Raw genomic sequence first — 18,119 nt, forward strand, 5'->3', positions numbered from 1 at the left:
ATTACCCTCCTTAAAACTTAATCAAAGGCTTCATAATCGCTATAATGTCTTTTTTAATTTCAATATTTTCCCCATTATAATCAAGAATAACTTTTTTTTCATCAAAATCTACTAATATGGCTTCGATCACTTTTTTCCCTTCATAGGGTTCGTAAAATTTTATTTCTAATTCCTTATTTAAATTCCGTTTATAATCCCTTTCTGTTTTAAGAGGCCTTTCAATGCCGGGAGAAGACACCTCGAATATGTAAGCATGTTCAATAGGATCAACTTCATCCAGCATGTCACTTAGAGCTTCGCTTACCAGCTGACAGTCATCTACAGTAATTCCTCCGTCTTTGTCTATGAATAGCCTTAAGTACCACTGTCCACCTTCCTTCTTATACTCAATGTCAACAAACTCAAACTTGTATTTGTTTAAAATGGGCATGCTCAGATCATATAATATGTCTTCTACTTTTCTCTTCAAGGCAATTCCTCCCTATAGTTAGTTCAATTAGATCCCACTGAAAAAAAAGCCCTATAACATCTGTTTATAATAGGAAAGAGTGGGAAAGCCCCACTCTAATTGAAAATAATAAGTTTATGTCCAGAATGATTATAACATTGTTTATATGTTCATGCAAGTTTAAAATAAGCTCAATTGATTATTTTCAGGCAAGCCTTCTAAACATCCGTGACTCCTCATTATTTCAATAACAGTCTTAGATATCTTTGTTCTCTCACGTAAGTCCTGAGCGGAAATGAAAGGACATTTTTCCCTTTCCTTAATTATACTTAAAGCAGCATTGGCTCCCAATCCTTGCAAAGTCCTTAGCGGCGGTCTTATACCTTCTTCGGTAATTATAAATCTATCTGCCTCCGACTTGTATAAATCCACAGGCAATAGCTTGATATCCCTGCAATACATTTCATATACCACTTCTACCAGCGTCATAAGATTTTTTTCTTTTGTAGTTGCATTATTCCCTAATTTGTCTAATTCAATCCATTTTGCCTTAACCAAATTTTTCCCGCCGGTAAATATATCGGCATCAAAATCATCTAATCTCACAGTAAAATAAGTGGCATAAAAGGCTTCCGGATAATAGACCTTGTAGTATGCAATTCTGAAAGACATCATTACGTAAGCAGCTGCATGAGCCTTTGGGAAAAGATAATTAATAGTTTTGCAGGAATTTATATACCAATCCGGCACATCTTTCTCCCGCATGGCATTTTCAAATTCCTCATTTAATCCCTTTCCTTTTCTGACACTCTCTGCGATCTTGAAGGCTGTCTTAGGCTTCACACCCTTATGAATAAGATACAGCATTATATCATCTCTTGTCGATATAACATCCTTTAAGGTAGCTGTACCGCTTCTTATGATATCCTGAGCATTATTGAGCCAAACATCTGTGCCATGGGATAAACCCGCTATTCTGACCAATTCGGCAAAGGTGCTTGGCTTGGTATCCATCAGCATTTGCCGAACAAATTTAGTTCCAAATTCTGGAATCCCCAGGCTGCCCACTTGGCAATCTATTTCATCCAGGCTGATATTCAGCGCTTCAGGCGAAGTAAATAAGCTCATGGTCTTCTTATCATCAAATTTTATATTTTGTGCTGAAAAACCGGTTATATCCTCCAGCATTCGTATAATGGTAGGCACATCGTGCCCCAGGATATCTAATTTCAATAATCTCCCGCTTATTGAGTGGTAGTCGAAATGGGTAGTTATAATAGAAGAATCCGTGTCATCTGCAGGATGCTGTATTGGAGTGAATTCATAAATCTCCTTATCAGACGGCACTATCATTACACCGCCGGGATGCTGGCCCGTTGTTCTTTTTATTCCTGTACATCCGGCAATGAGCCGCTTCGCTTCTGCATTATTCAATTTTTTCCCTTTATCTTCATAATATTTTTTAACAAAGCCATAAGCAGTCTTTTCGGCAATAGTGCCAATGGTTCCGGCTCTAAAAACATGGCCTTTCCCAAAGAGCTCTTCGGTATATTTATGAGCAACAGGCTGATATTCTCCTGCAAAGTTTAAATCTATATCCGGTTCTTTATCCCCATCAAAGCCGAGAAAAATCTCAAAGGGAATATCATGGCCTTCTTTAATCAAGCTTTGGCCGCATTCCGGGCAATCCTTATCAGGCAAATCCGCACCTGAACCGATACTCCCATCGGTAAAGAAATAAGAATATTTGCAGTCTGGACATATGTAATGAGGAAGAAGAGGATTGACCTCGGTTATATCGCACATTGTAGCCACAAGAGAGGATCCGACGGAGCCTCTTGAGCCGACCAGATAACCGTCTTTCAGTGATTTGCTTACTAATTTTTGAGCAATTACGTACATTACGGCATATCCATTATTTATTATAGAATTCAGTTCTTTATCCAATCTATCCTTCACTATTTGAGGCAATTCATCGCCGTAAATGCTATGAGCTTTGCGCAATGTCATATCTTTGATTTGTTCTTCCGCACCATCTATTTTCGGAGGAAAGGTTTCTTCCGGTATTGGTATGATATCCTCAATCATACCTGCAATTTTCGTCGGATTTTCAATGACAATTTCATGAGCAGATTCCTTATCAAAGTAATTAAAATCCTCAAGCATTTCCCCCGTTGTTTTGAAATACAGAGGGGCTTGCTCATCGGCATCACTATAGCCTTGACCTGCCATCAATATTCTTCTGAAAACTTCATCTTCAGGATCTATAAAATGCACGTCTCCGGTTGCTACAACCGGCTTGTTAAGCTTTCGGCCCAGAGCATATATTTTTTTATTTATTTCAATCAGTCTGCTTTTATCAAGAGTTCCGTTGTTTATAAGAAATTGATTATTAGCCAGAGGCTGTATTTCAAAATAATCATACAGCTTTGCCTTATCCAATAAAATGCTCTCATCAACATTATTCATAACGGTTCTGTATATCTCTCCCGCCTCACAAGCAGAGCCTATGATCAATCCATCTCTATAATTCAATAGAATGCTTTTTAATATCCTTGGCTTCTTATAGAAATAATCAAGATGAGAAATTGAAATCAATTTATATAGGTTTATCAAGCCCGTAAAATTCTTGACTAAAATAATAATATGAAAAGATTCTGCAGATTTTATATTTGCAGAGCCTTGGGTCATGTTATTGATATCAGACAGGCAATGAATATTCCTATCCTCAAGAATTTTAAACAATTCAATCAGTATTAAAGCAGCCGCTTCTGCATCATCAGAGGCTCTATGATGATTATCAAGCTTAATGCCGAAATGATCACATAAATTGTTAAGCTTATGCCTTTTAATCGATAAAAGGTTTCTTGACAGCTGCAATGTATCCAGAATAGGATTATCGATCTTAATACCCAGCGCCGAAGCTTTATTTTTTATGAACCCAACATCAAACATGGCATTGTGAGCTACTAAAGGCCTATTTCCTGCGAAGCTCAAAAATTCCGGCAGCACTTTTTCTATTTTCGGGGCATTTGCAACCATGGCATCCGTTATACCTGTCAAAGCCTGTATCTTTTCAGGTATTGGTATTTCAGGATTGATCAGAGAATTGAATTTGGATACTACTTTCCTATTTTTTATTAGAACAGCTCCTATTTCGGTTATTTTGTCATTGGAGCTGGATAGCCCTGTTGTCTCAATATCAAATACTATATATTCATCATCAAAGCCGTAAGCAATCTCATTATAAACTACAGGAGTTCCATCGTTGACCAGATATCCTTCAACACCATACAATACTTTTATCCCATATTTTTTTGAAGCCTCATAAGCTTCAGGAAAGGCTTGTACTACTCCATGATCTGTTATGGCTATTGCTTTATGACCCCATTCCTTGGCTCTTTTTATCAGCAATGTTGCGGAAGATAAGCCGTCCATAGAACTCATAGAGGTATGTGCATGAAGCTCTACCCTTTTGTCAGGAGAAGAATCTGTTCTCTTATTGTTTTCTGCACTCACAATGCCTATTGGATACAGCACAATTTCCTTAGAGTAAGGATCCAACTGGACATCGCCCTTTATCTTCACATTAGATCCTATTTTTAATTTTTTTTCCATGTCTCCTAAATCCTGATCTTCCTTTAAAAACAATTTGCAGGTTATAGAGCCCTTATAATCAGTTATATAAAAGCTTAGAATCTTTTTGCCATTATTCAATGTTTTGCTTTCTTGATAAAATATATCGCCTTTGATAAGGACCCTTCCCGATTCCTCATTTAGATCATCAATGGAAACTGGCGTTTCCGCCCCGGAAATCGATCTTCCAAAAATAACTTGGTCTTTTTTGATATCCTGAACATTTTTCCCTGGATTCTTGCTTTCATGCTGTTTTAATGTTTCAGTAATTATTCTTTCCTCTTCTTTTACTAATAAATCTATGTATCTTTCTTCATCAATGCTTTCTTCTTTGTATTTCAAATTTACATTTATCTGGATTCCATATAAATCTGAAGCGATATTTTCCATTATGTCATCTAATTTTTTTTGCTTCATTAAATCACAAGAAATCTTCGAGTTTAATGTAATTTCCATGATATTCGCATCATGACATTCTATATTGCTGTCCTTTAAGAAACCTACGAATCCGGGGTTTTCTGCAAAAACCTTATTGATTATATCATCTTTATATTTTTTAATATCCTTCTCAGAGTTTAGCTCACCTGAAATAAGTCTTACATGTGACAAGCCGTATTTTTCGGCAAGCTTTACTTCGATAGCCTCTAATTCCTTTATTTCAATAGCTTTCTTTGTCCTTATATATAATTCCCAGGATCTTTTGTTGGGATATACCTTTATTTTTTGAACATCAAAAATATGTTTATATACATCAATATAATTATTTTCTAATTTTGTCTTATTTTGCATTTTATCACCAGGTACTCTTCAATATTTCCGCTTAATGTTTAACGGATTTGCCTAAAACCTTTAAAATATCCTTATACATTTTTAATCTTGAAGTAAAGCCAGGAATAAAGCCCAGCTTTTCTTCCTTAGTCAGATGAGTTATATCTTCCAAGTCTATTTCTTCAACTCTATATGAGTTTTTATTCGTATGGATTGTCAGCGCAACCTCTATCCCATATCTTACAAAATCCAAGTCTTCGATTTCATCTATAATATATTTTTTAATCACCCTTTGTCCTGAAAGATTGGGGGCAATTTTTTGTGCAATATCAGTAACGGCTCTTCCATGCTTAAATATACCTACAGTCATGTCCGCTTTATTCAAAATCACAGGATAAATCAAGTCATGCAAATGCTCCCTTTTCAACCCAATCAGATCTGCATCCAACAATAAAACATTCTCTGATTTACACTCTTTTAATCCTGCTTTTATTGCTCCACCTTTACCGATATTATCTTTTAGTTCTATTACCTTCACTCCATAACTCTTTGCTAAATTGACTGTTCCATCACTGGAACCGTCGCTTATCACAATGACCTCATCTATTATTGGGACATCGCATACTATATCTAAAACGTCCCCTATGGTTTTTTCCTCATTATATGCAGGAATAATTGCTGCAACAGACATATTTATTCCTCCTATTCTTTCGCTATCTCTACCTGAAAAAATTCAATAAATTGAATTTGATCAAATCTTTGTATGCAATCACAACTGCCAGTATCATAAGCGCCACAAAGCCAATAAAATTAATGAATCCTTCTTTTTCTGCTTCTATCGGTTTGCGCCTGATCATTTCTATAAACAGAAACATTAAACGTCCGCCATCTAAAGCAGGTATTGGAAGCAAGTTTATTATACATAGATTCAAGCTAAGGAAAGCGGTTAGATTCAATAAATACAAGAAACCCACCTTTGCAGCCTCATTGATAAAGATTATAATCCCGACAGGGCCTGACACTTCGTCAGATGATGCCTTACCGGTAAAAAGCTTCAGCAGAAATTCCAGCATTGATCTTGATACTTCAATGGCAGTAGCAAAACCCTCTTTAATTGACAAACCGCTTATCTTAAGCGAAGGAGTTATTCCAATAATTGCTCCCTCTGCTTCGTTTTCAATAACCGGCGTGACTACGATACTCTTTTCCTGACTTTTTCTTTGTATGGTTATATTAAGGGGAATACCATTGCTTTCTGAAATATTCTTCTTTATATCATCCCAGTTTTCTATTTTTTTGCCGTTTATTTCAACAATCCGATCTCCTTTTATTAAACCTGCATTGTATGCAGGCTTCCCTGCAATGACTTCATTGATTATCGGTGTTTGTGTAATGACTAATGAAAAGATCAATAGAGCCAATAAGAAATTCATCAACGGGCCAAAAAATATTACTCCCATTCTCGCAATAAGCGGCTTATTATTAAAAGCCTTAGCATCTAAAGATGCTTCATCTTCACCTGTAAGCTTGCAAAAACCGCCTAAAGGTATGGCTCTTAAGGAATAAAGAGTTTCCCCTTTTTGCCTGCCGAATATTTTAGGCCCCATACCTATAGCAAATTCTTCAACCCTTATCCCCGATAATTTAGCTATAATAAAATGACCAAATTCATGTACAACCACTATCGCAACAAAAACAAGCATAGCTAATATAAAATTACCAAAAGTCATATAGTTCACCTCTTCTTATACAATTCCAGTGCAACATTCCTTGACCAATTATCAACTTGAAATACATCATCCAAGCTATTGATATTTATTTTTGAATGACCTTCCAAAACCTTTGCAACCATATCATAGATTTCCGTAAATCCGATTTTCCCTTGCAAGAACAAGCTGACTGCAACTTCATTAGCCCCGTTCAATGCTATACAACTGCTGTCACCATCCAGCAAAGCATCGTAAGCAAGCTTAAGGCATGGAAATCTATCAGTATCCGGCTCTCCAAAGCTGAGAGAATTATGCTTTGAAAAATCTAATTTGCTGTCTGACGCAACGATTCTTTCAGGATAAGTCAGCGAATATTGTATAGGTATCTTCATATCCGGCACTCCCAGCTGGGCCAGAACTGCTCCATCAATAAATTCTACCATAGAATGTATGATGCTTTCCGGATGTATATAAACTTGTATATTCTGCGCTGCCATATCAAACAGCCATCTGGCCTCTATAACTTCTAAGCCTTTATTCATCAAAGTTGCAGAGTCTATTGTAATCTTCTTGCCCATATTCCAGTTGGGGTGCTGCAGTGCATCTGATAAGGTGACATCTTTAAGCTCTTGAGCAGTTTTTTTTCTAAAAGGCCCGCCGGATGCTGTAAGTATAATTTTTGATATAAATTCTCTGTTTCTATCAATGCACTGAAAAATTGCTGAGTGCTCACTGTCAACCGGTATGATAAAAGCATTTTTTTCCTTTGCCGTATTTGTTACTATCCGGCCTGCAGTCACAAGGGTCTCTTTATTTGCCAATGCAACTGTTTTACCTTTTTCTACTGCACTATAGGTAGGCTTCAACCCTGCTATGCCTACTAAGGCCGACATTACTATATCTGTTTTTTCATAGGTTGCAGCGCAGTTCAGCCCGTCTTCGCCATGCAATATTTCTATATGCTTATTATAAGAGGCGATGCTAGACTTAAATTCCTTGTATTTCTCATAATCTGCCACTACTACTATATCAGGATCAAATTCCAGCACTTGCTTATATAAAATATCTATGTTGGAATTCGCAGTTAATGCACATACATTAAATTCATCCCTATTATTTCTGATCACATCCAAGGTTTGGCATCCTATAGAACCGGTAGAGCCCAGTATTGATATATTCTTCATCTCTTCTCCTTATAATAATTCTTTCATTATAGTTATATATGTATATACAGTGGGTGCGGTAAATAATATACTATCGAATCTGTCAAGCACTCCTCCATGACCTGGTATAATGTTTCCAAAATCCTTAATCTTGCAGAATCTCTTGATTGAAGATGCTGATAAGTCCCCAAGTATCGAGGTAATGCCGCATAGCAATCCGATAAACAAATAATGAATAATATTTATTTGATATCCCATCCTGATAAATATAAAACCTGCTAAAGTGCTGATTGCGGCACTGCCTATTATACCTCCCACAGCACCTTCAATAGTTTTTTTAGGGCTCACTGATGGGCAAAGCTTATTCTTGCCAAAGCAGCTGCCTATAAAATATGCACCGGTATCAGAAAACCAGGCGGTTAAAAACGGCAGCCAAACGAGGATATTGCCGCTTGTTTTATTATATATGAATATAAGGTTGCTGAATAAATATGATACATAAATTACTCCCAGGACAGTAACAGCGACATTTAATATATTATATCCCTTTTTTATGGTATCCAAAAAAGTTAATAGTAAAGCTATAAAAATTAATATTGAAAGAGTAATGAAGGAATTATAGCTGATTGAGATTAAAAAATAATACATTATTGTTACTGAATATCCAATCCACGGTGTTGGTTTATAATCCGTATTAGAGAATGCTCTGTAGTATTCGTACAATCCTACTGCGGAAAGCAAAAAAACAAATAGGTAAAAAAATTTGCCGCCAATTATTAAAGTGCTTATCATGAGCGGTAAACCGATAACTGCACTGATAATCCTTGTCTTAAGCATACACATCCTCCATCACTTTACTCCGCCAAAGCGCCTGTCTCTTTTTTCATATTCATCAATAGCTTCAATAAGATTTTCTTTTTTAAAATCCGGCCACAGAACCTCTGAGAAATACAGCTCGCTATAAGCTCCCTGCCACAGCAAAAAATTGCTTATCCTCTTTTCTCCGCTGGTCCGTATAATCAGATCAGGGTCCTTATCACCTGAAGTATAAAGATAACCTGAAAGCAGATCTTCATCTATATCACTTTCGTCAATCTCACCGGATAACGTCATCCTGGCAATCTTCTTTACTGCATCAATTATTTCATTTCTTCCCCCATAATTCAATGCGATATTAAATTGCAGGCCGGTGTTATGCTTTGTTTTTTCAATCGACTCATATATCTGTTTTTTTGTAGAAGAAGGAAGTTCCTCGACATCGCCTAATATTTTAATTCTAACATTATTTCTGTTCAATTCATCAATTTCTTTTTTCATAAACTCAACCAATAAAATATTGATTAAATAATCCACCTCTTCCGCCGGCCTGGCCCAGTTCTCAGTAGAAAAGGCAAAGACAGTCAGTATTTTTATTCCTATGTCACTGCAATATGTCACGATTTCCCTCAATGCTTCTACACCGGCTTTATGTCCGAAAGATCTCGGCAAGCCTCTTTGCTTTGCCCATCTTCCATTTCCGTCCATTATAAGGGCAACGTGCTCAGGCAGCTTTTTTACCCTTTGCGTATTCATATCTATATGCCTCCGAAAAATATACTTACCTATATTTTACACAAATATATGTCTAAAAAAAACCCCTCAAAATGAGGGGTATTTTTATCTAAAATAACTTACAGTTAAAACAACCCTTTTTTCACTTTCATTGTGTTTTACAACAACAGGATTTGAGTAAACAGAATCGTTGCATCCATCCTTTGATGGAGCCTTTGTTACTTCAACAATTATTTCTTTATCATGAGGCAACCTTAGCAATGCCTCATCCAATTTATAGCCAATAAGTAAAACACCTTCGGGCAATATTGATTAAACCTCCATAATTTCTTTTTCTTTAGCCTCAAGGATTTTATCTATATCTTTTATTGCTTTATCCGTAGATTTCTGTACTTCCTCTTCAGCTTTCTTCAGTTCATCTTCAGTTATTTTAACATCTTTTTTTAATTTTTTCAAACTTTCGATCGCATCTCTTCTTGTATTTCTTACTGCAATCTTTGATTCTTCACCCATTTTCTTAATTACTTTTACTAAGTCCTTTCTTCGCTCCTCTGTCAATTGCGGAACTACAAGCCTGATAATTTTCCCATCATTTGATGGATTAATTCCAAGATCTGATTTTAATATTGCTTTTTCGATCAAGGGAACCGACTTAGAGTCCCAAGGTTGTATAGTCATGACCCTTGGTTCCGGGGCAGCTATGTTTGCGAGCTGAGTCAGCGGTGTTTCTACACCATAGTATTCTACACTGATTCTATCCAGCATAGCTGGATTAGCGCGTCCTGCTTTTAAAGAAGCCAAATCCTTTTTTAAGATAGCTATAGTTTTGGCCATCTTTTCTTCTGCTGTTCTTTGAATCTCCTTAATCATGAATTAATCCTCCTTTACTATTGTACCAATTGTTTCACCTTTTATAACCTTAATAATGTTATCCGGGTTATTTAAATTAAATACTATAATAGGTATCTTATTATCCATGCAAAGGGAAGCAGCCGTTGAATCCATAACCCCTAAACCCTTATTTATAACATCTATATATGAAAGAACTTCATATTTTTTAGCATTTTTGTTTTCTACCGGGTCGCAATCATATACCCCATCAACTTTCTTAGCCAGGAGAATTACTTCTGCCTCGATTTCTGCAGCCCTTAATGCAGCAGTTGTATCAGTTGAAAAATATGGATTTCCAATGCCTGATGCAAAGATTACCACTCTTCCTTTTTCTAAATGCCTTATGGCTTTTCGTCTGATATAAGGTTCAGCAATTTGCCTCATTTCTATAGCAGTTTGCACTCTGGTAGCAATATTTATTCTTTCCATCGCATCCTGCAAAGCCAGGGCATTTATTACAGTTGCGAGCATTCCCATATTGTCCGCAGTTGTTCTGTCCATTCCTTTCCCGCTTCTGCCCCTCCAGAAATTGCCTCCTCCCACTACTATGGCAACTTCAACTCCCATAGCGGCTAATTCTTTAACCTTTTCGGCTATGCTTTCAATGGTATCTTGATCCAATCCAAAATCTTTTACACCGGCTAGAGCCTCACCACTTAATTTCAGAATTATTCTTTTATATTTTATTGATTGCATAAGATTATACCTCCGATTAAGCTAAAATTTCTACACTAAGCATAAAAATCCTTCTGGTTTTAGAAAAAAAGAGAACACAGAGTGTTCTCTATTTTCAATTGTAATTTATTTATTTTTCATCTGGCTCATTACTTCTTCTGCAAAATTATCTTCTCTTTTTTGTATGCCTTCGCCTTTTTCGAATCTAACAAATCTGGAAATTGAAATATCAGCACCAATTTCCTTTGATTTATCGGCTAAAAGCTTTGCAACAGTTTTTTCCCCATCTTTTACAAACAGTTGATCCAATAAGCAAATTTCTTTCAGCTGCTTTTTGAGCCTTCCTTCGATCATTTTTTCAACTACTGCAGGATTTTTACCCTCATTTATTGCTTGAACCTTTAATATTTCTTTCTCTTTTCCTATATAATCGCCAGGCACATCAGATTCGCTAATATATAAGGGGTTCATTGCTGCAACTTGCATTGCAATATCTTTACCTAATTCTATCAATGTATCATTAACTATTGAACTGTCTAATTGAACTAATGTTCCTATTCTTCCACCGCCATGTATATAGGATACAACAGCACCGTTATCTGCAGAAAACTTCTCAAACCTTCTTATTGCCATGTTCTCGCCAATTTTTGCAATCAAGGAGCTAAGCGCTTCGCTAACTTTCATTCCGTTATAATCTGATTCGCTCAATTGCTCCAGGCTGCTCAATTCTTTATCTACAACAATTTTAGCCATGGAATTCACAAAATCAATGAAATCTTGGTTCTTGGCAACAAAATCTGTCTCGCAATTGACTTCAACAATTGCACCTATTTTATTTTCATCGTTGATGTATGTACCAACCAAACCTTCTGCCGCTATTCTGCCTGCCTTTTTGGCAGCAGCAGCCAACCCTTTTTCCCTTAAAAACTCTATTGCCTTTTCCATATCGCCATCAGTTTGAACCAGAGCTTTTTTACAATCCATCATCCCTGCTCCGGTTCTTTCCCTAAGTTCTTTCACAGTTGAAGCATCAACCATATTAATCTCCTCCTAAACATTATTAAAGGTAAGGGCTGGAGATAGAAAAACTAGAACTCCGGCCCTTACCGCATTATCATTATTCTGCTAGCTGTTCGCCTTGTCTTGCTTCTATTACAGCATCTGCAATCTTAGAAGTTAAAAGCTTGACTGCTCTTATTGCGTCATCATTACCCGGTATAGGATAGTCAACTTCTTCTGGGTCGCAGTTTGTATCAACAATTGCAACAACCGGAATTCCTAATATGTGGGCTTCCTGAATAGCTATTTTTTCTTTTCTTGGGTCAACGATAAATATTGCTCCCGGCAGTTCATCCATGCTTTTTATACCGTTAAGGTTTTTTTCCAGCTTTTCTTTTTCTGCTCTAAGCTTGATAACTTCTTTCTTCGGTAAAACTTCAAAAGTGCCGTCATTTTCCATCCTGTCAAGCTCATTCAATCTTTCGATTCTCTTTTTGATTGTTTTGAAGTTGGTCAACATACCGCCTAACCATCTCTGATTTACATAGTACATATCACTTCTTATTGCCTCGGATTCAATTGACTCTTGAGCTTGTTTTTTAGTCCCAACAAAAAGTATACTCTTTCCTGAAGCGGCAACCTCTTTAATAAATTCATAGGCTTCTTCAACTTTTTTAACAGTTTTCTGAAGGTCTATGATATAAATGCCATTTCTTTCAGTAAAGATAAACTCAGCCATTTTAGGGTTCCATCGTCTTGTCTGATGCCCGAAATGAACACCAGCCTCTAATAATTGTTTCATAGAAATTACTGACATTATATGTCACCTCCTGCGGTTTTTTCCTCCATAGCCGTCCTCTTGCCTAAAAGCATTTCTGCACCCTTTAGGCAATCAAGCTATGTGTGATTTTTCACATATTGTAGTATAGCATATATAGCCTTTATTGGCAATAAAATTATTGTGCCAAATATCTTCTTTTTTAATGCATATCAACAGAAACCTTTTTTAGGTTTGCCACTTTAAAACATTTTATTCATTCCCAATACGTCTATTGCTTTTTAGGCTTAGTGATCACATCGATTATATCATCATAGCTCATACCCTTTTTTAATATGAAGCTCCCATACTGAATCTTATCATCTTTTCCTCTTTTATATAATCTATCCATAAATCCGCTTTTGTCATCGATCAATCCATGTTCTGCGAGAACATCTGCCGTTTTGTAAGAATCATACCCTTTGAAAATCTTAATCTCTACTTCTTCGATTTCTTCCGTTTCATCTGATTGTTCATTCATTTTCTCGCCCTCATATGTACTGTTTTTTTCACTTATTTGGCCCTTATCGATTAAATCTTTAGGATTGACTATCATAAAACCTCTTTTAGAAGCCTCAGCTTTTATAAAATCATCAGTCAAAGCCCTGCTATTAATATTTATATTTATGATTGATGACAGCACCAACCCTATTCCGATACCTAAAATTATGCCTTTTATATCATATGATTTCATTATTCTTAACCCCACTGTTTAAAGACAATATTAATGATACTTCTCCCTTGCCTATCTGAAGCTTTTTAGCTATGTCATCAGCATTCATGCCCTTGCTGAATAAATCTAATATATCTTTCTCTTTTTTTGTCTTTGGCGGAGCGGGAACATCCTTGTTCGACTTTCTGCTCTCGTCTATATTAGCAGCTGGCTTGTTTATTTCTTTTTCATTGTTACTATAAGATTGTTTGATGCTGCTGATATGCTCTTCAATGTCATTAATGACAACCTCAGAAGTATATACCAATTCGCCGACTATTTCTTCAGCATCCGCTATGGCCTTTTTTATTTCCTGTTCTTTCATATATAAATCATAGTAAATTCCTTCTCCTCTGATTTTGTCAGAAGCTATTAAGAACAAGGATATGATTATCATGCCTATTCCAACAATTGTTAATAAATAATTAATATAATTCATCATATCACACACCATTTATATTAAAATGTCAATTCTTGACCCTGTGGGACTTTTACTTCTTTTATCTTTTTTATCTTCTTTTTCACTATTTCCATCACCGCTTTTGGATCTGCCGTTTTTTCCATCCTTATCGATCCTGGCTTTGTATGCTTTATCTGCTTTGTTGATCTGCTTTAATTCCTTGGTTTTTTTGTTTGAGTCCTCAATGATATTAATATGTTGATTAACCCTTTGATTCTCATTTTCTACATGCCTCATTTTCTGAATCTCGGGAGCCTTCGGTATAAGAATCTGAAAGTCTACGGATCTTATTGACATAATATTACCACCTTATGGCTCAAAAGAGCCTATTTTTATTTCTCCAGCCGATCTATAAAAAGTCACATGCTGTATCTGATCCCTTACAAACATGGAATTGCTGCCAATCGTAATTTTTGTACCCGGATATACTATGTTCTCCACTTTGATTCTTCCGTTGGAAATATCCTCAATATAGGTTTCTACTTCCTGTATTTCTCTTTTTAACCCTTCTATCGTATTTTGCGTTTGTAATTTAAGAACGATTGATTTATTCATCATAGTCCTTTTGTCATCGTCCAGCTCCCCTTTTTTGCTCATCTTCGTAAGCAAATCAACAACTTGAGAGAGTTTTGTATAATTCTCAGCATTCTTAGCATGCTCAGCTTTTAAGCTTTCATATTTCTTTCTTACATCAGGGTTCATGCCGACCTCTACTTCCGTAACGGTTGCCATAGGAGAACCTATAATTTTCGCCTTAATTTCGTCGGATACCCTTATTTCTCCGCCTACAAGAAGGCCCTTTTTCCCTTTAACTTCAAGCTTTTTACCGCAATAAACGATGCTATGCATTATTGCATCTGTCTGAATATTTCCCTTTGCATATACTTTACTGTTCTCAATAAACTTTGCAATCAGATCCCCTTCGCATACAAGCTCTCCTTTATTCATGCCTTGGATACCTCTATGCAAAACTATATTGCCTTTGGAACATATCTTGGCGCCCTCTACTACCCCGAACACTTCAATATCTTCATCCGCTTCTATGGTAAACCCGGTTATCACATTTCCCTTTACGATCACTTTGCCTAAAAATCTAATATTTCCTGTGGAATTATCAACATTTCCATCTACTGTATACACTTGAAAAACATTTACTTTTCCTTCTACAATCTTAACCTCTCCGTTAATCATAGAGATAAGCTTTAATCCGTCTTCGCTCAAGGTCACATTTTTTCCTTTAGGCATATTTATTGTTTTCCCATCTATTGCCTTAACTTCATTGCCATATACATCTTCACCGTTTATACCTTTTGAAGCAGGTGTCATTGTAACAAGAAGATCGCCTTCATTTACATTTTTTATTAAGGATAATTCTTTATAATCTATTCTTCCGTCATCTGTTATGAACATCTTTTTATCCTTTGAAATATCAAAATGATATTCTAAGCTTGCATTGTTGCCTGGTATAGGAGGTTTTCCTTTAGCAATCATAACTGAATTATTATATATTTTATGGTCAGCAAGGTTTTCTACCTCATTATGTAATATTCCGCTTTTAATATTGCTTGCTTCTAATGCTTGATAAAGACTTTTTTTATCGAGCTCTTTGCCGCCCCCAACGGGAGGGTATATCTTTATATGTGCCTCCATACCATCTGAGGAAACTGAAATTTCATACTCACAATCAGCTTTTTTTTCGTTCTCTTCAATCAATATGCCTTCACTCCCTGAACCTGCAGAGGCAGCATCGGCATTAGAAACCATCAGTTTTTCTTCTATATTGCTTATTAGCCTTTCCAAGTCTTTCAATTCAGTATTATGCTCATATGAGGCTCTGATTTTGTAGTAACTGCCGAAAAGAGATTTTTTTTCTTCTACAATCTCAACCTTTATAAAATCCTTATCAACATTAAAATGTTCTTCTGCTTCCGATATAAGCTTTGCCAGGTTTTTACCTTCTAGAACTACTGAATTGTCAGTCACAATATCAACTCCTTACTAAATTTAATTCACAACAAGCTCTAATAAAATTTTCTAAGCATTTAATTAAATCTGAGAAAAATATGACTCCAGCTTTACTTTTAATTTAAATATCGCTTTTGTATGTAATTGAGACACTCTTGATTCAGAAATTTGAAGTATTCTTCCTATTTCTTTATATGTAAGCTCTTCAAAATAGTAAAGTGTTATTATTTTCTTTTCTTTCTCGGGCAAAGCATTGATTATTCCCGCCAAACTCTTTCTAAATTCTTCGGCCTCAAGTCTATCGGTGGGATTGCTGCCGTTATCATTGTCAGCATCTGCAAACTCTTCTCTATATTGATCCAGGTATTCATCAAGAGATACAACGCTATAAGATGCCAGGCTTTGCATCCTTTTTTGCAGTTCAGCTTCAGATATTCCAAGCTTCTGGGCTATATCCTTATCGGTAGCATTGCTGCCCTTCTCCACTTCTACTTCAGAATAAGCCTTTTCCAGTTCCTTGGCCTTTTGTCTTACAGAACGCGGAATCCAATCGATTTCTCTCAAATAATCAATAATTGCACCTCTTATTCTCAGGTGAGCATATGTATCAAATTTAACACCACGGCTCAATTCGAACTTGTCTATTGCATCAATCAGCCCAAACATACCATAGCTAACCAAATCATCATATTCAACAGCATTATTGTAGCTGGTATAAAGCCTTCCGGCTATGTATTTAACCAGATATACATAATGCAATATAAGTTCTTCTCTTACTGCCTGGTCTTTATTTTTTGAATACTTTTCCCATAGGACATTTATCTCCATCTCATACCTCCGCAAGGAAGTTTATTTATACAGTATTTTTCTTATATAAAGCAGCAGGATTCATTTCTTGAAATTCTTCATCTTCATCATTCAGACTTTTATATTCATCCTGAGTAATTGAAGGAATATGCGCTTCAAATACAGAAGGCTGCGTTTTAGCATTTTCATCTTTTCTGCGTTTATTGCCATTTCCTTTCAGTACATTAGATATAGAAATACCACAAGCTGACAGGCTTATTATCAAGATTATGCTTTTGACCATCAGAACAATAAAATTAGTTTTATATACCAAACCGAATATTATATTTATAAGCAATCCTATAATTACAAGTAAAATAGGGAGTATTTCAACAATATTCATATTTAACTCCAATCATATCTGCTTTATTCCGTGTCCAATTGTCTTGACCAAAAGGAGTCCTGTATCGGAAGAGAATTCTATAGTCCTTCCGTAACTCCCGCCTGTATCTTCAGCTAATATAGGTATATTAAAATTTTTCAAGGTTTCTTTTACTGCCACTACATTTCTTGCACCAATTCTCATTATGTCGCTGGTATCATTGAAGTTGAACATTTGTGCTCCGCCTGCTACTTTACTCACGATTTTGGATCTTTTGGCCCCCATTTTCAGCATATCATCCAACAGTTTAGCAATACCTGTATCAGCGAATTTAGCTAGATTGCTGTTATTTTTTATTTGATGGCTATACGGAAGCATTATATGAACCATACCCGATATCTTGGTTTCCCTGTCATGAAGGCAAATACCCACGCATGAACCTAACCCAAGGGTGATGAGAGCATCCGGAGGATAGACACAATTTAAATCGGCCATTCCAACTTTAATAACTTCCGCCATATCATATTACTCCTAGACTCTTAAGCAAAATTTCAAAAGATTGTTCATCCGGTATTAGAAAAAAGTTACCCTTTACCCGATTTATTCCTTCGATAAAATCAGTCTCAATTAAAAGAACATGGTCGCCTACCTGTCCAAACAGAATAACAGGCACGCTCATTATTGCGCCGGCCATGTCTATGGCAAGCGAAGGGATCGAAACTGTCATAGAAAGCCCCGTCAAGGTGGATAGAGACGATAGATACGAGCCTGCTAATATATTGCCTACTTCTTTTAATGCAGAAAGCTCAATTTCATCCAGATCCGCATTGGTTTCATCTTTGCCCATGAGCCAATTAATTAAAGTGCGTGAAGAATCATTATCAATGAGGAACATGATGCTGCCTGTAATATCACCGCTAACTTTAAAATAAATTCCTGAAACCAACATTTCCGGCCCGCCTACCAGCTCTGCTACTTCTTTAAATTCAACTATATTCACTATAGGAACTTTCATGTCTATGCGTTTAGATACCATCTTTGACAGTGCTGTAACTGCATTGCCAGCGCCTATATTACCAATTTCTTTTAATACATCAATCTGCTGACTGTTCAAATCGGCAATACTAATTGACATAAGCTCATCCCCCAAACCAATA

Annotated in this window: 20 protein-coding genes; all 20 read right to left on the bottom strand. The window is 36.2% G+C overall.

The features are described 5' to 3' along the window. Positions 1 to 10: 10 nt before the first annotated feature. The 20 genes from LJD61_RS00130 to LJD61_RS00225 all read right to left on the bottom strand — a co-directional run bounded on the left by LJD61_RS00130 (position 11) and on the right by LJD61_RS00225 (position 18,097). Positions 11 to 430 (bottom strand): ribosome maturation factor RimP, encoded by a 420-nt coding sequence (locus LJD61_RS00130; RefSeq protein WP_408614655.1) that lies wholly within the window; start codon positions 428 to 430, stop codon positions 11 to 13. A gap of 198 nt (positions 431 to 628) precedes the next feature. After that, positions 629 to 4,873, bottom strand: a complete 4,245-nt coding sequence (locus LJD61_RS00135) for a PolC-type DNA polymerase III (RefSeq protein ID WP_255225474.1) — start codon at positions 4,871 to 4,873, stop codon at positions 629 to 631. Positions 4,874 to 4,904: 31 nt separating this feature from the next. Then, entirely contained in the window at positions 4,905 to 5,543 is a 639-nt protein-coding gene (locus tag LJD61_RS00140; RefSeq protein WP_255225475.1) for a glycosyltransferase family 2 protein, read from the bottom strand. Between the two features lie 28 nt (positions 5,544 to 5,571). Beyond that, on the bottom strand, positions 5,572 to 6,582 hold the full coding sequence (gene rseP, locus LJD61_RS00145; RefSeq protein WP_255225476.1) for an RIP metalloprotease RseP: 1,011 nt from the start codon (positions 6,580 to 6,582) through the stop codon (positions 5,572 to 5,574). A gap of 5 nt (positions 6,583 to 6,587) precedes the next feature. Next, positions 6,588 to 7,745 carry a 1-deoxy-D-xylulose-5-phosphate reductoisomerase gene (locus LJD61_RS00150; RefSeq protein WP_255225477.1) on the bottom strand — a complete coding sequence of 386 codons (1,158 nt, stop codon included), beginning with the start codon at positions 7,743 to 7,745 and terminating at the stop codon, positions 6,588 to 6,590. Positions 7,746 to 7,754: 9 nt separating this feature from the next. Continuing rightward, a complete protein-coding gene (locus tag LJD61_RS00155) occupies positions 7,755 to 8,561 on the bottom strand; it encodes a phosphatidate cytidylyltransferase (protein WP_255225478.1) in 807 nt (268 codons plus the stop codon). Between the two features lie 12 nt (positions 8,562 to 8,573). After that, a complete protein-coding gene (locus LJD61_RS00160) occupies positions 8,574 to 9,296 on the bottom strand; it encodes an isoprenyl transferase (RefSeq protein WP_255225479.1) in 723 nt (240 codons plus the stop codon). 84 nt (positions 9,297 to 9,380) lie between these two features. Further along, a complete protein-coding gene (locus LJD61_RS00165; RefSeq protein ID WP_255225480.1) occupies positions 9,381 to 9,581 on the bottom strand; it encodes a hypothetical protein in 201 nt (66 codons plus the stop codon). A gap of 6 nt (positions 9,582 to 9,587) precedes the next feature. Beyond that, the gene (frr, locus tag LJD61_RS00170) at positions 9,588 to 10,145 is read right to left on the bottom strand and encodes a ribosome recycling factor (RefSeq protein WP_255225481.1); all 558 of its coding nucleotides are present in this window, start codon (positions 10,143 to 10,145) and stop codon (positions 9,588 to 9,590) included. Between the two features lie 3 nt (positions 10,146 to 10,148). Next, on the bottom strand, positions 10,149 to 10,862 hold the full coding sequence (gene pyrH / locus LJD61_RS00175; protein ID WP_255225482.1) for a UMP kinase: 714 nt from the start codon (positions 10,860 to 10,862) through the stop codon (positions 10,149 to 10,151). A gap of 105 nt (positions 10,863 to 10,967) precedes the next feature. Beyond that, positions 10,968 to 11,879 (bottom strand): translation elongation factor Ts, encoded by a 912-nt coding sequence (gene tsf / locus LJD61_RS00180; protein WP_255225483.1) that lies wholly within the window; start codon positions 11,877 to 11,879, stop codon positions 10,968 to 10,970. A gap of 79 nt (positions 11,880 to 11,958) precedes the next feature. Further along, on the bottom strand, positions 11,959 to 12,657 hold the full coding sequence (gene rpsB / locus LJD61_RS00185) for a 30S ribosomal protein S2 (protein ID WP_255225484.1): 699 nt from the start codon (positions 12,655 to 12,657) through the stop codon (positions 11,959 to 11,961). 232 nt (positions 12,658 to 12,889) lie between these two features. Continuing rightward, a complete protein-coding gene (locus LJD61_RS00190; RefSeq protein WP_255225485.1) occupies positions 12,890 to 13,351 on the bottom strand; it encodes a hypothetical protein in 462 nt (153 codons plus the stop codon). Then, complete coding sequence (locus LJD61_RS00195; protein ID WP_255225486.1) at positions 13,338 to 13,808, bottom strand: DUF6115 domain-containing protein; 471 nt, start codon at positions 13,806 to 13,808, stop codon at positions 13,338 to 13,340. Before LJD61_RS00195 ends, LJD61_RS00190 begins: the two co-directional genes overlap by 14 nt. Positions 13,809 to 13,823: 15 nt before the next feature. Continuing rightward, the gene (locus LJD61_RS00200) at positions 13,824 to 14,126 is read right to left on the bottom strand and encodes a hypothetical protein (protein ID WP_255225487.1); all 303 of its coding nucleotides are present in this window, start codon (positions 14,124 to 14,126) and stop codon (positions 13,824 to 13,826) included. A gap of 12 nt (positions 14,127 to 14,138) precedes the next feature. Continuing rightward, positions 14,139 to 15,812, bottom strand: a complete 1,674-nt coding sequence (locus LJD61_RS00205; protein ID WP_255225488.1) for a DUF342 domain-containing protein — start codon at positions 15,810 to 15,812, stop codon at positions 14,139 to 14,141. Between the two features lie 63 nt (positions 15,813 to 15,875). Next, positions 15,876 to 16,622: a sigma-70 family RNA polymerase sigma factor gene (locus LJD61_RS00210; RefSeq protein ID WP_255225489.1), complete on the bottom strand. Its 747-nt coding sequence runs from the start codon at positions 16,620 to 16,622 to the stop codon at positions 15,876 to 15,878. 25 nt (positions 16,623 to 16,647) lie between these two features. Continuing rightward, complete coding sequence (locus LJD61_RS00215) at positions 16,648 to 16,983, bottom strand: hypothetical protein (RefSeq protein WP_255225490.1); 336 nt, start codon at positions 16,981 to 16,983, stop codon at positions 16,648 to 16,650. A gap of 12 nt (positions 16,984 to 16,995) precedes the next feature. Continuing rightward, complete coding sequence (locus LJD61_RS00220; protein ID WP_255225491.1) at positions 16,996 to 17,481, bottom strand: chemotaxis protein CheD; 486 nt, start codon at positions 17,479 to 17,481, stop codon at positions 16,996 to 16,998. Between the two features lies 1 nt (position 17,482). Next, positions 17,483 to 18,097, bottom strand: a complete 615-nt coding sequence (locus LJD61_RS00225) for a chemotaxis protein CheC (protein WP_255225492.1) — start codon at positions 18,095 to 18,097, stop codon at positions 17,483 to 17,485. Between the last annotated feature and the right edge of the window lie 22 nt (positions 18,098 to 18,119).

Source organism: Lutispora saccharofermentans, assembly GCF_024363565.1.
In the GTDB taxonomy this organism is placed as follows: domain Bacteria; phylum Bacillota; class Clostridia; order Lutisporales; family Lutisporaceae; genus Lutispora; species Lutispora saccharofermentans.

What these genes read in the sequence shown, in the direction of transcription:
- LJD61_RS00135 (WP_255225474.1), bottom strand. Translation starts at nt 4,873, where the DNA reads ATGCAAAATAAGACAAAATTAGAAAATAATTATATTGATGTATATAAA.
- LJD61_RS00130 (WP_408614655.1), bottom strand. Translation starts at nt 430, where the DNA reads ATGCCCATTTTAAACAAATACAAGTTTGAGTTTGTTGACATTGAGTAT.
- LJD61_RS00150 (WP_255225477.1), bottom strand. Translation starts at nt 7,745, where the DNA reads ATGAAGAATATATCAATACTGGGCTCTACCGGTTCTATAGGATGCCAA.
- LJD61_RS00160 (WP_255225479.1), bottom strand. Translation starts at nt 9,296, where the DNA reads ATGAATACGCAAAGGGTAAAAAAGCTGCCTGAGCACGTTGCCCTTATA.
- LJD61_RS00200 (WP_255225487.1), bottom strand. Translation starts at nt 14,126, where the DNA reads ATGTCAATAAGATCCGTAGACTTTCAGATTCTTATACCGAAGGCTCCC.
- frr (WP_255225481.1), bottom strand. Translation starts at nt 10,145, where the DNA reads ATGATTAAGGAGATTCAAAGAACAGCAGAAGAAAAGATGGCCAAAACT.
- rseP (WP_255225476.1), bottom strand. Translation starts at nt 6,582, where the DNA reads ATGACTTTTGGTAATTTTATATTAGCTATGCTTGTTTTTGTTGCGATA.
- LJD61_RS00195 (WP_255225486.1), bottom strand. Translation starts at nt 13,808, where the DNA reads ATGAATTATATTAATTATTTATTAACAATTGTTGGAATAGGCATGATA.
- LJD61_RS00215 (WP_255225490.1), bottom strand. Translation starts at nt 16,983, where the DNA reads ATGAATATTGTTGAAATACTCCCTATTTTACTTGTAATTATAGGATTG.
- LJD61_RS00155 (WP_255225478.1), bottom strand. Translation starts at nt 8,561, where the DNA reads ATGCTTAAGACAAGGATTATCAGTGCAGTTATCGGTTTACCGCTCATG.
- LJD61_RS00210 (WP_255225489.1), bottom strand. Translation starts at nt 16,622, where the DNA reads ATGGAGATAAATGTCCTATGGGAAAAGTATTCAAAAAATAAAGACCAG.
- LJD61_RS00220 (WP_255225491.1), bottom strand. Translation starts at nt 17,481, where the DNA reads ATGGCGGAAGTTATTAAAGTTGGAATGGCCGATTTAAATTGTGTCTAT.
- pyrH (WP_255225482.1), bottom strand. Translation starts at nt 10,862, where the DNA reads ATGCAATCAATAAAATATAAAAGAATAATTCTGAAATTAAGTGGTGAG.
- LJD61_RS00140 (WP_255225475.1), bottom strand. Translation starts at nt 5,543, where the DNA reads ATGTCTGTTGCAGCAATTATTCCTGCATATAATGAGGAAAAAACCATA.
- tsf (WP_255225483.1), bottom strand. Translation starts at nt 11,879, where the DNA reads ATGGTTGATGCTTCAACTGTGAAAGAACTTAGGGAAAGAACCGGAGCA.
- LJD61_RS00225 (WP_255225492.1), bottom strand. Translation starts at nt 18,097, where the DNA reads ATGTCAATTAGTATTGCCGATTTGAACAGTCAGCAGATTGATGTATTA.
- rpsB (WP_255225484.1), bottom strand. Translation starts at nt 12,657, where the DNA reads ATGTCAGTAATTTCTATGAAACAATTATTAGAGGCTGGTGTTCATTTC.
- LJD61_RS00190 (WP_255225485.1), bottom strand. Translation starts at nt 13,351, where the DNA reads ATGAAATCATATGATATAAAAGGCATAATTTTAGGTATCGGAATAGGG.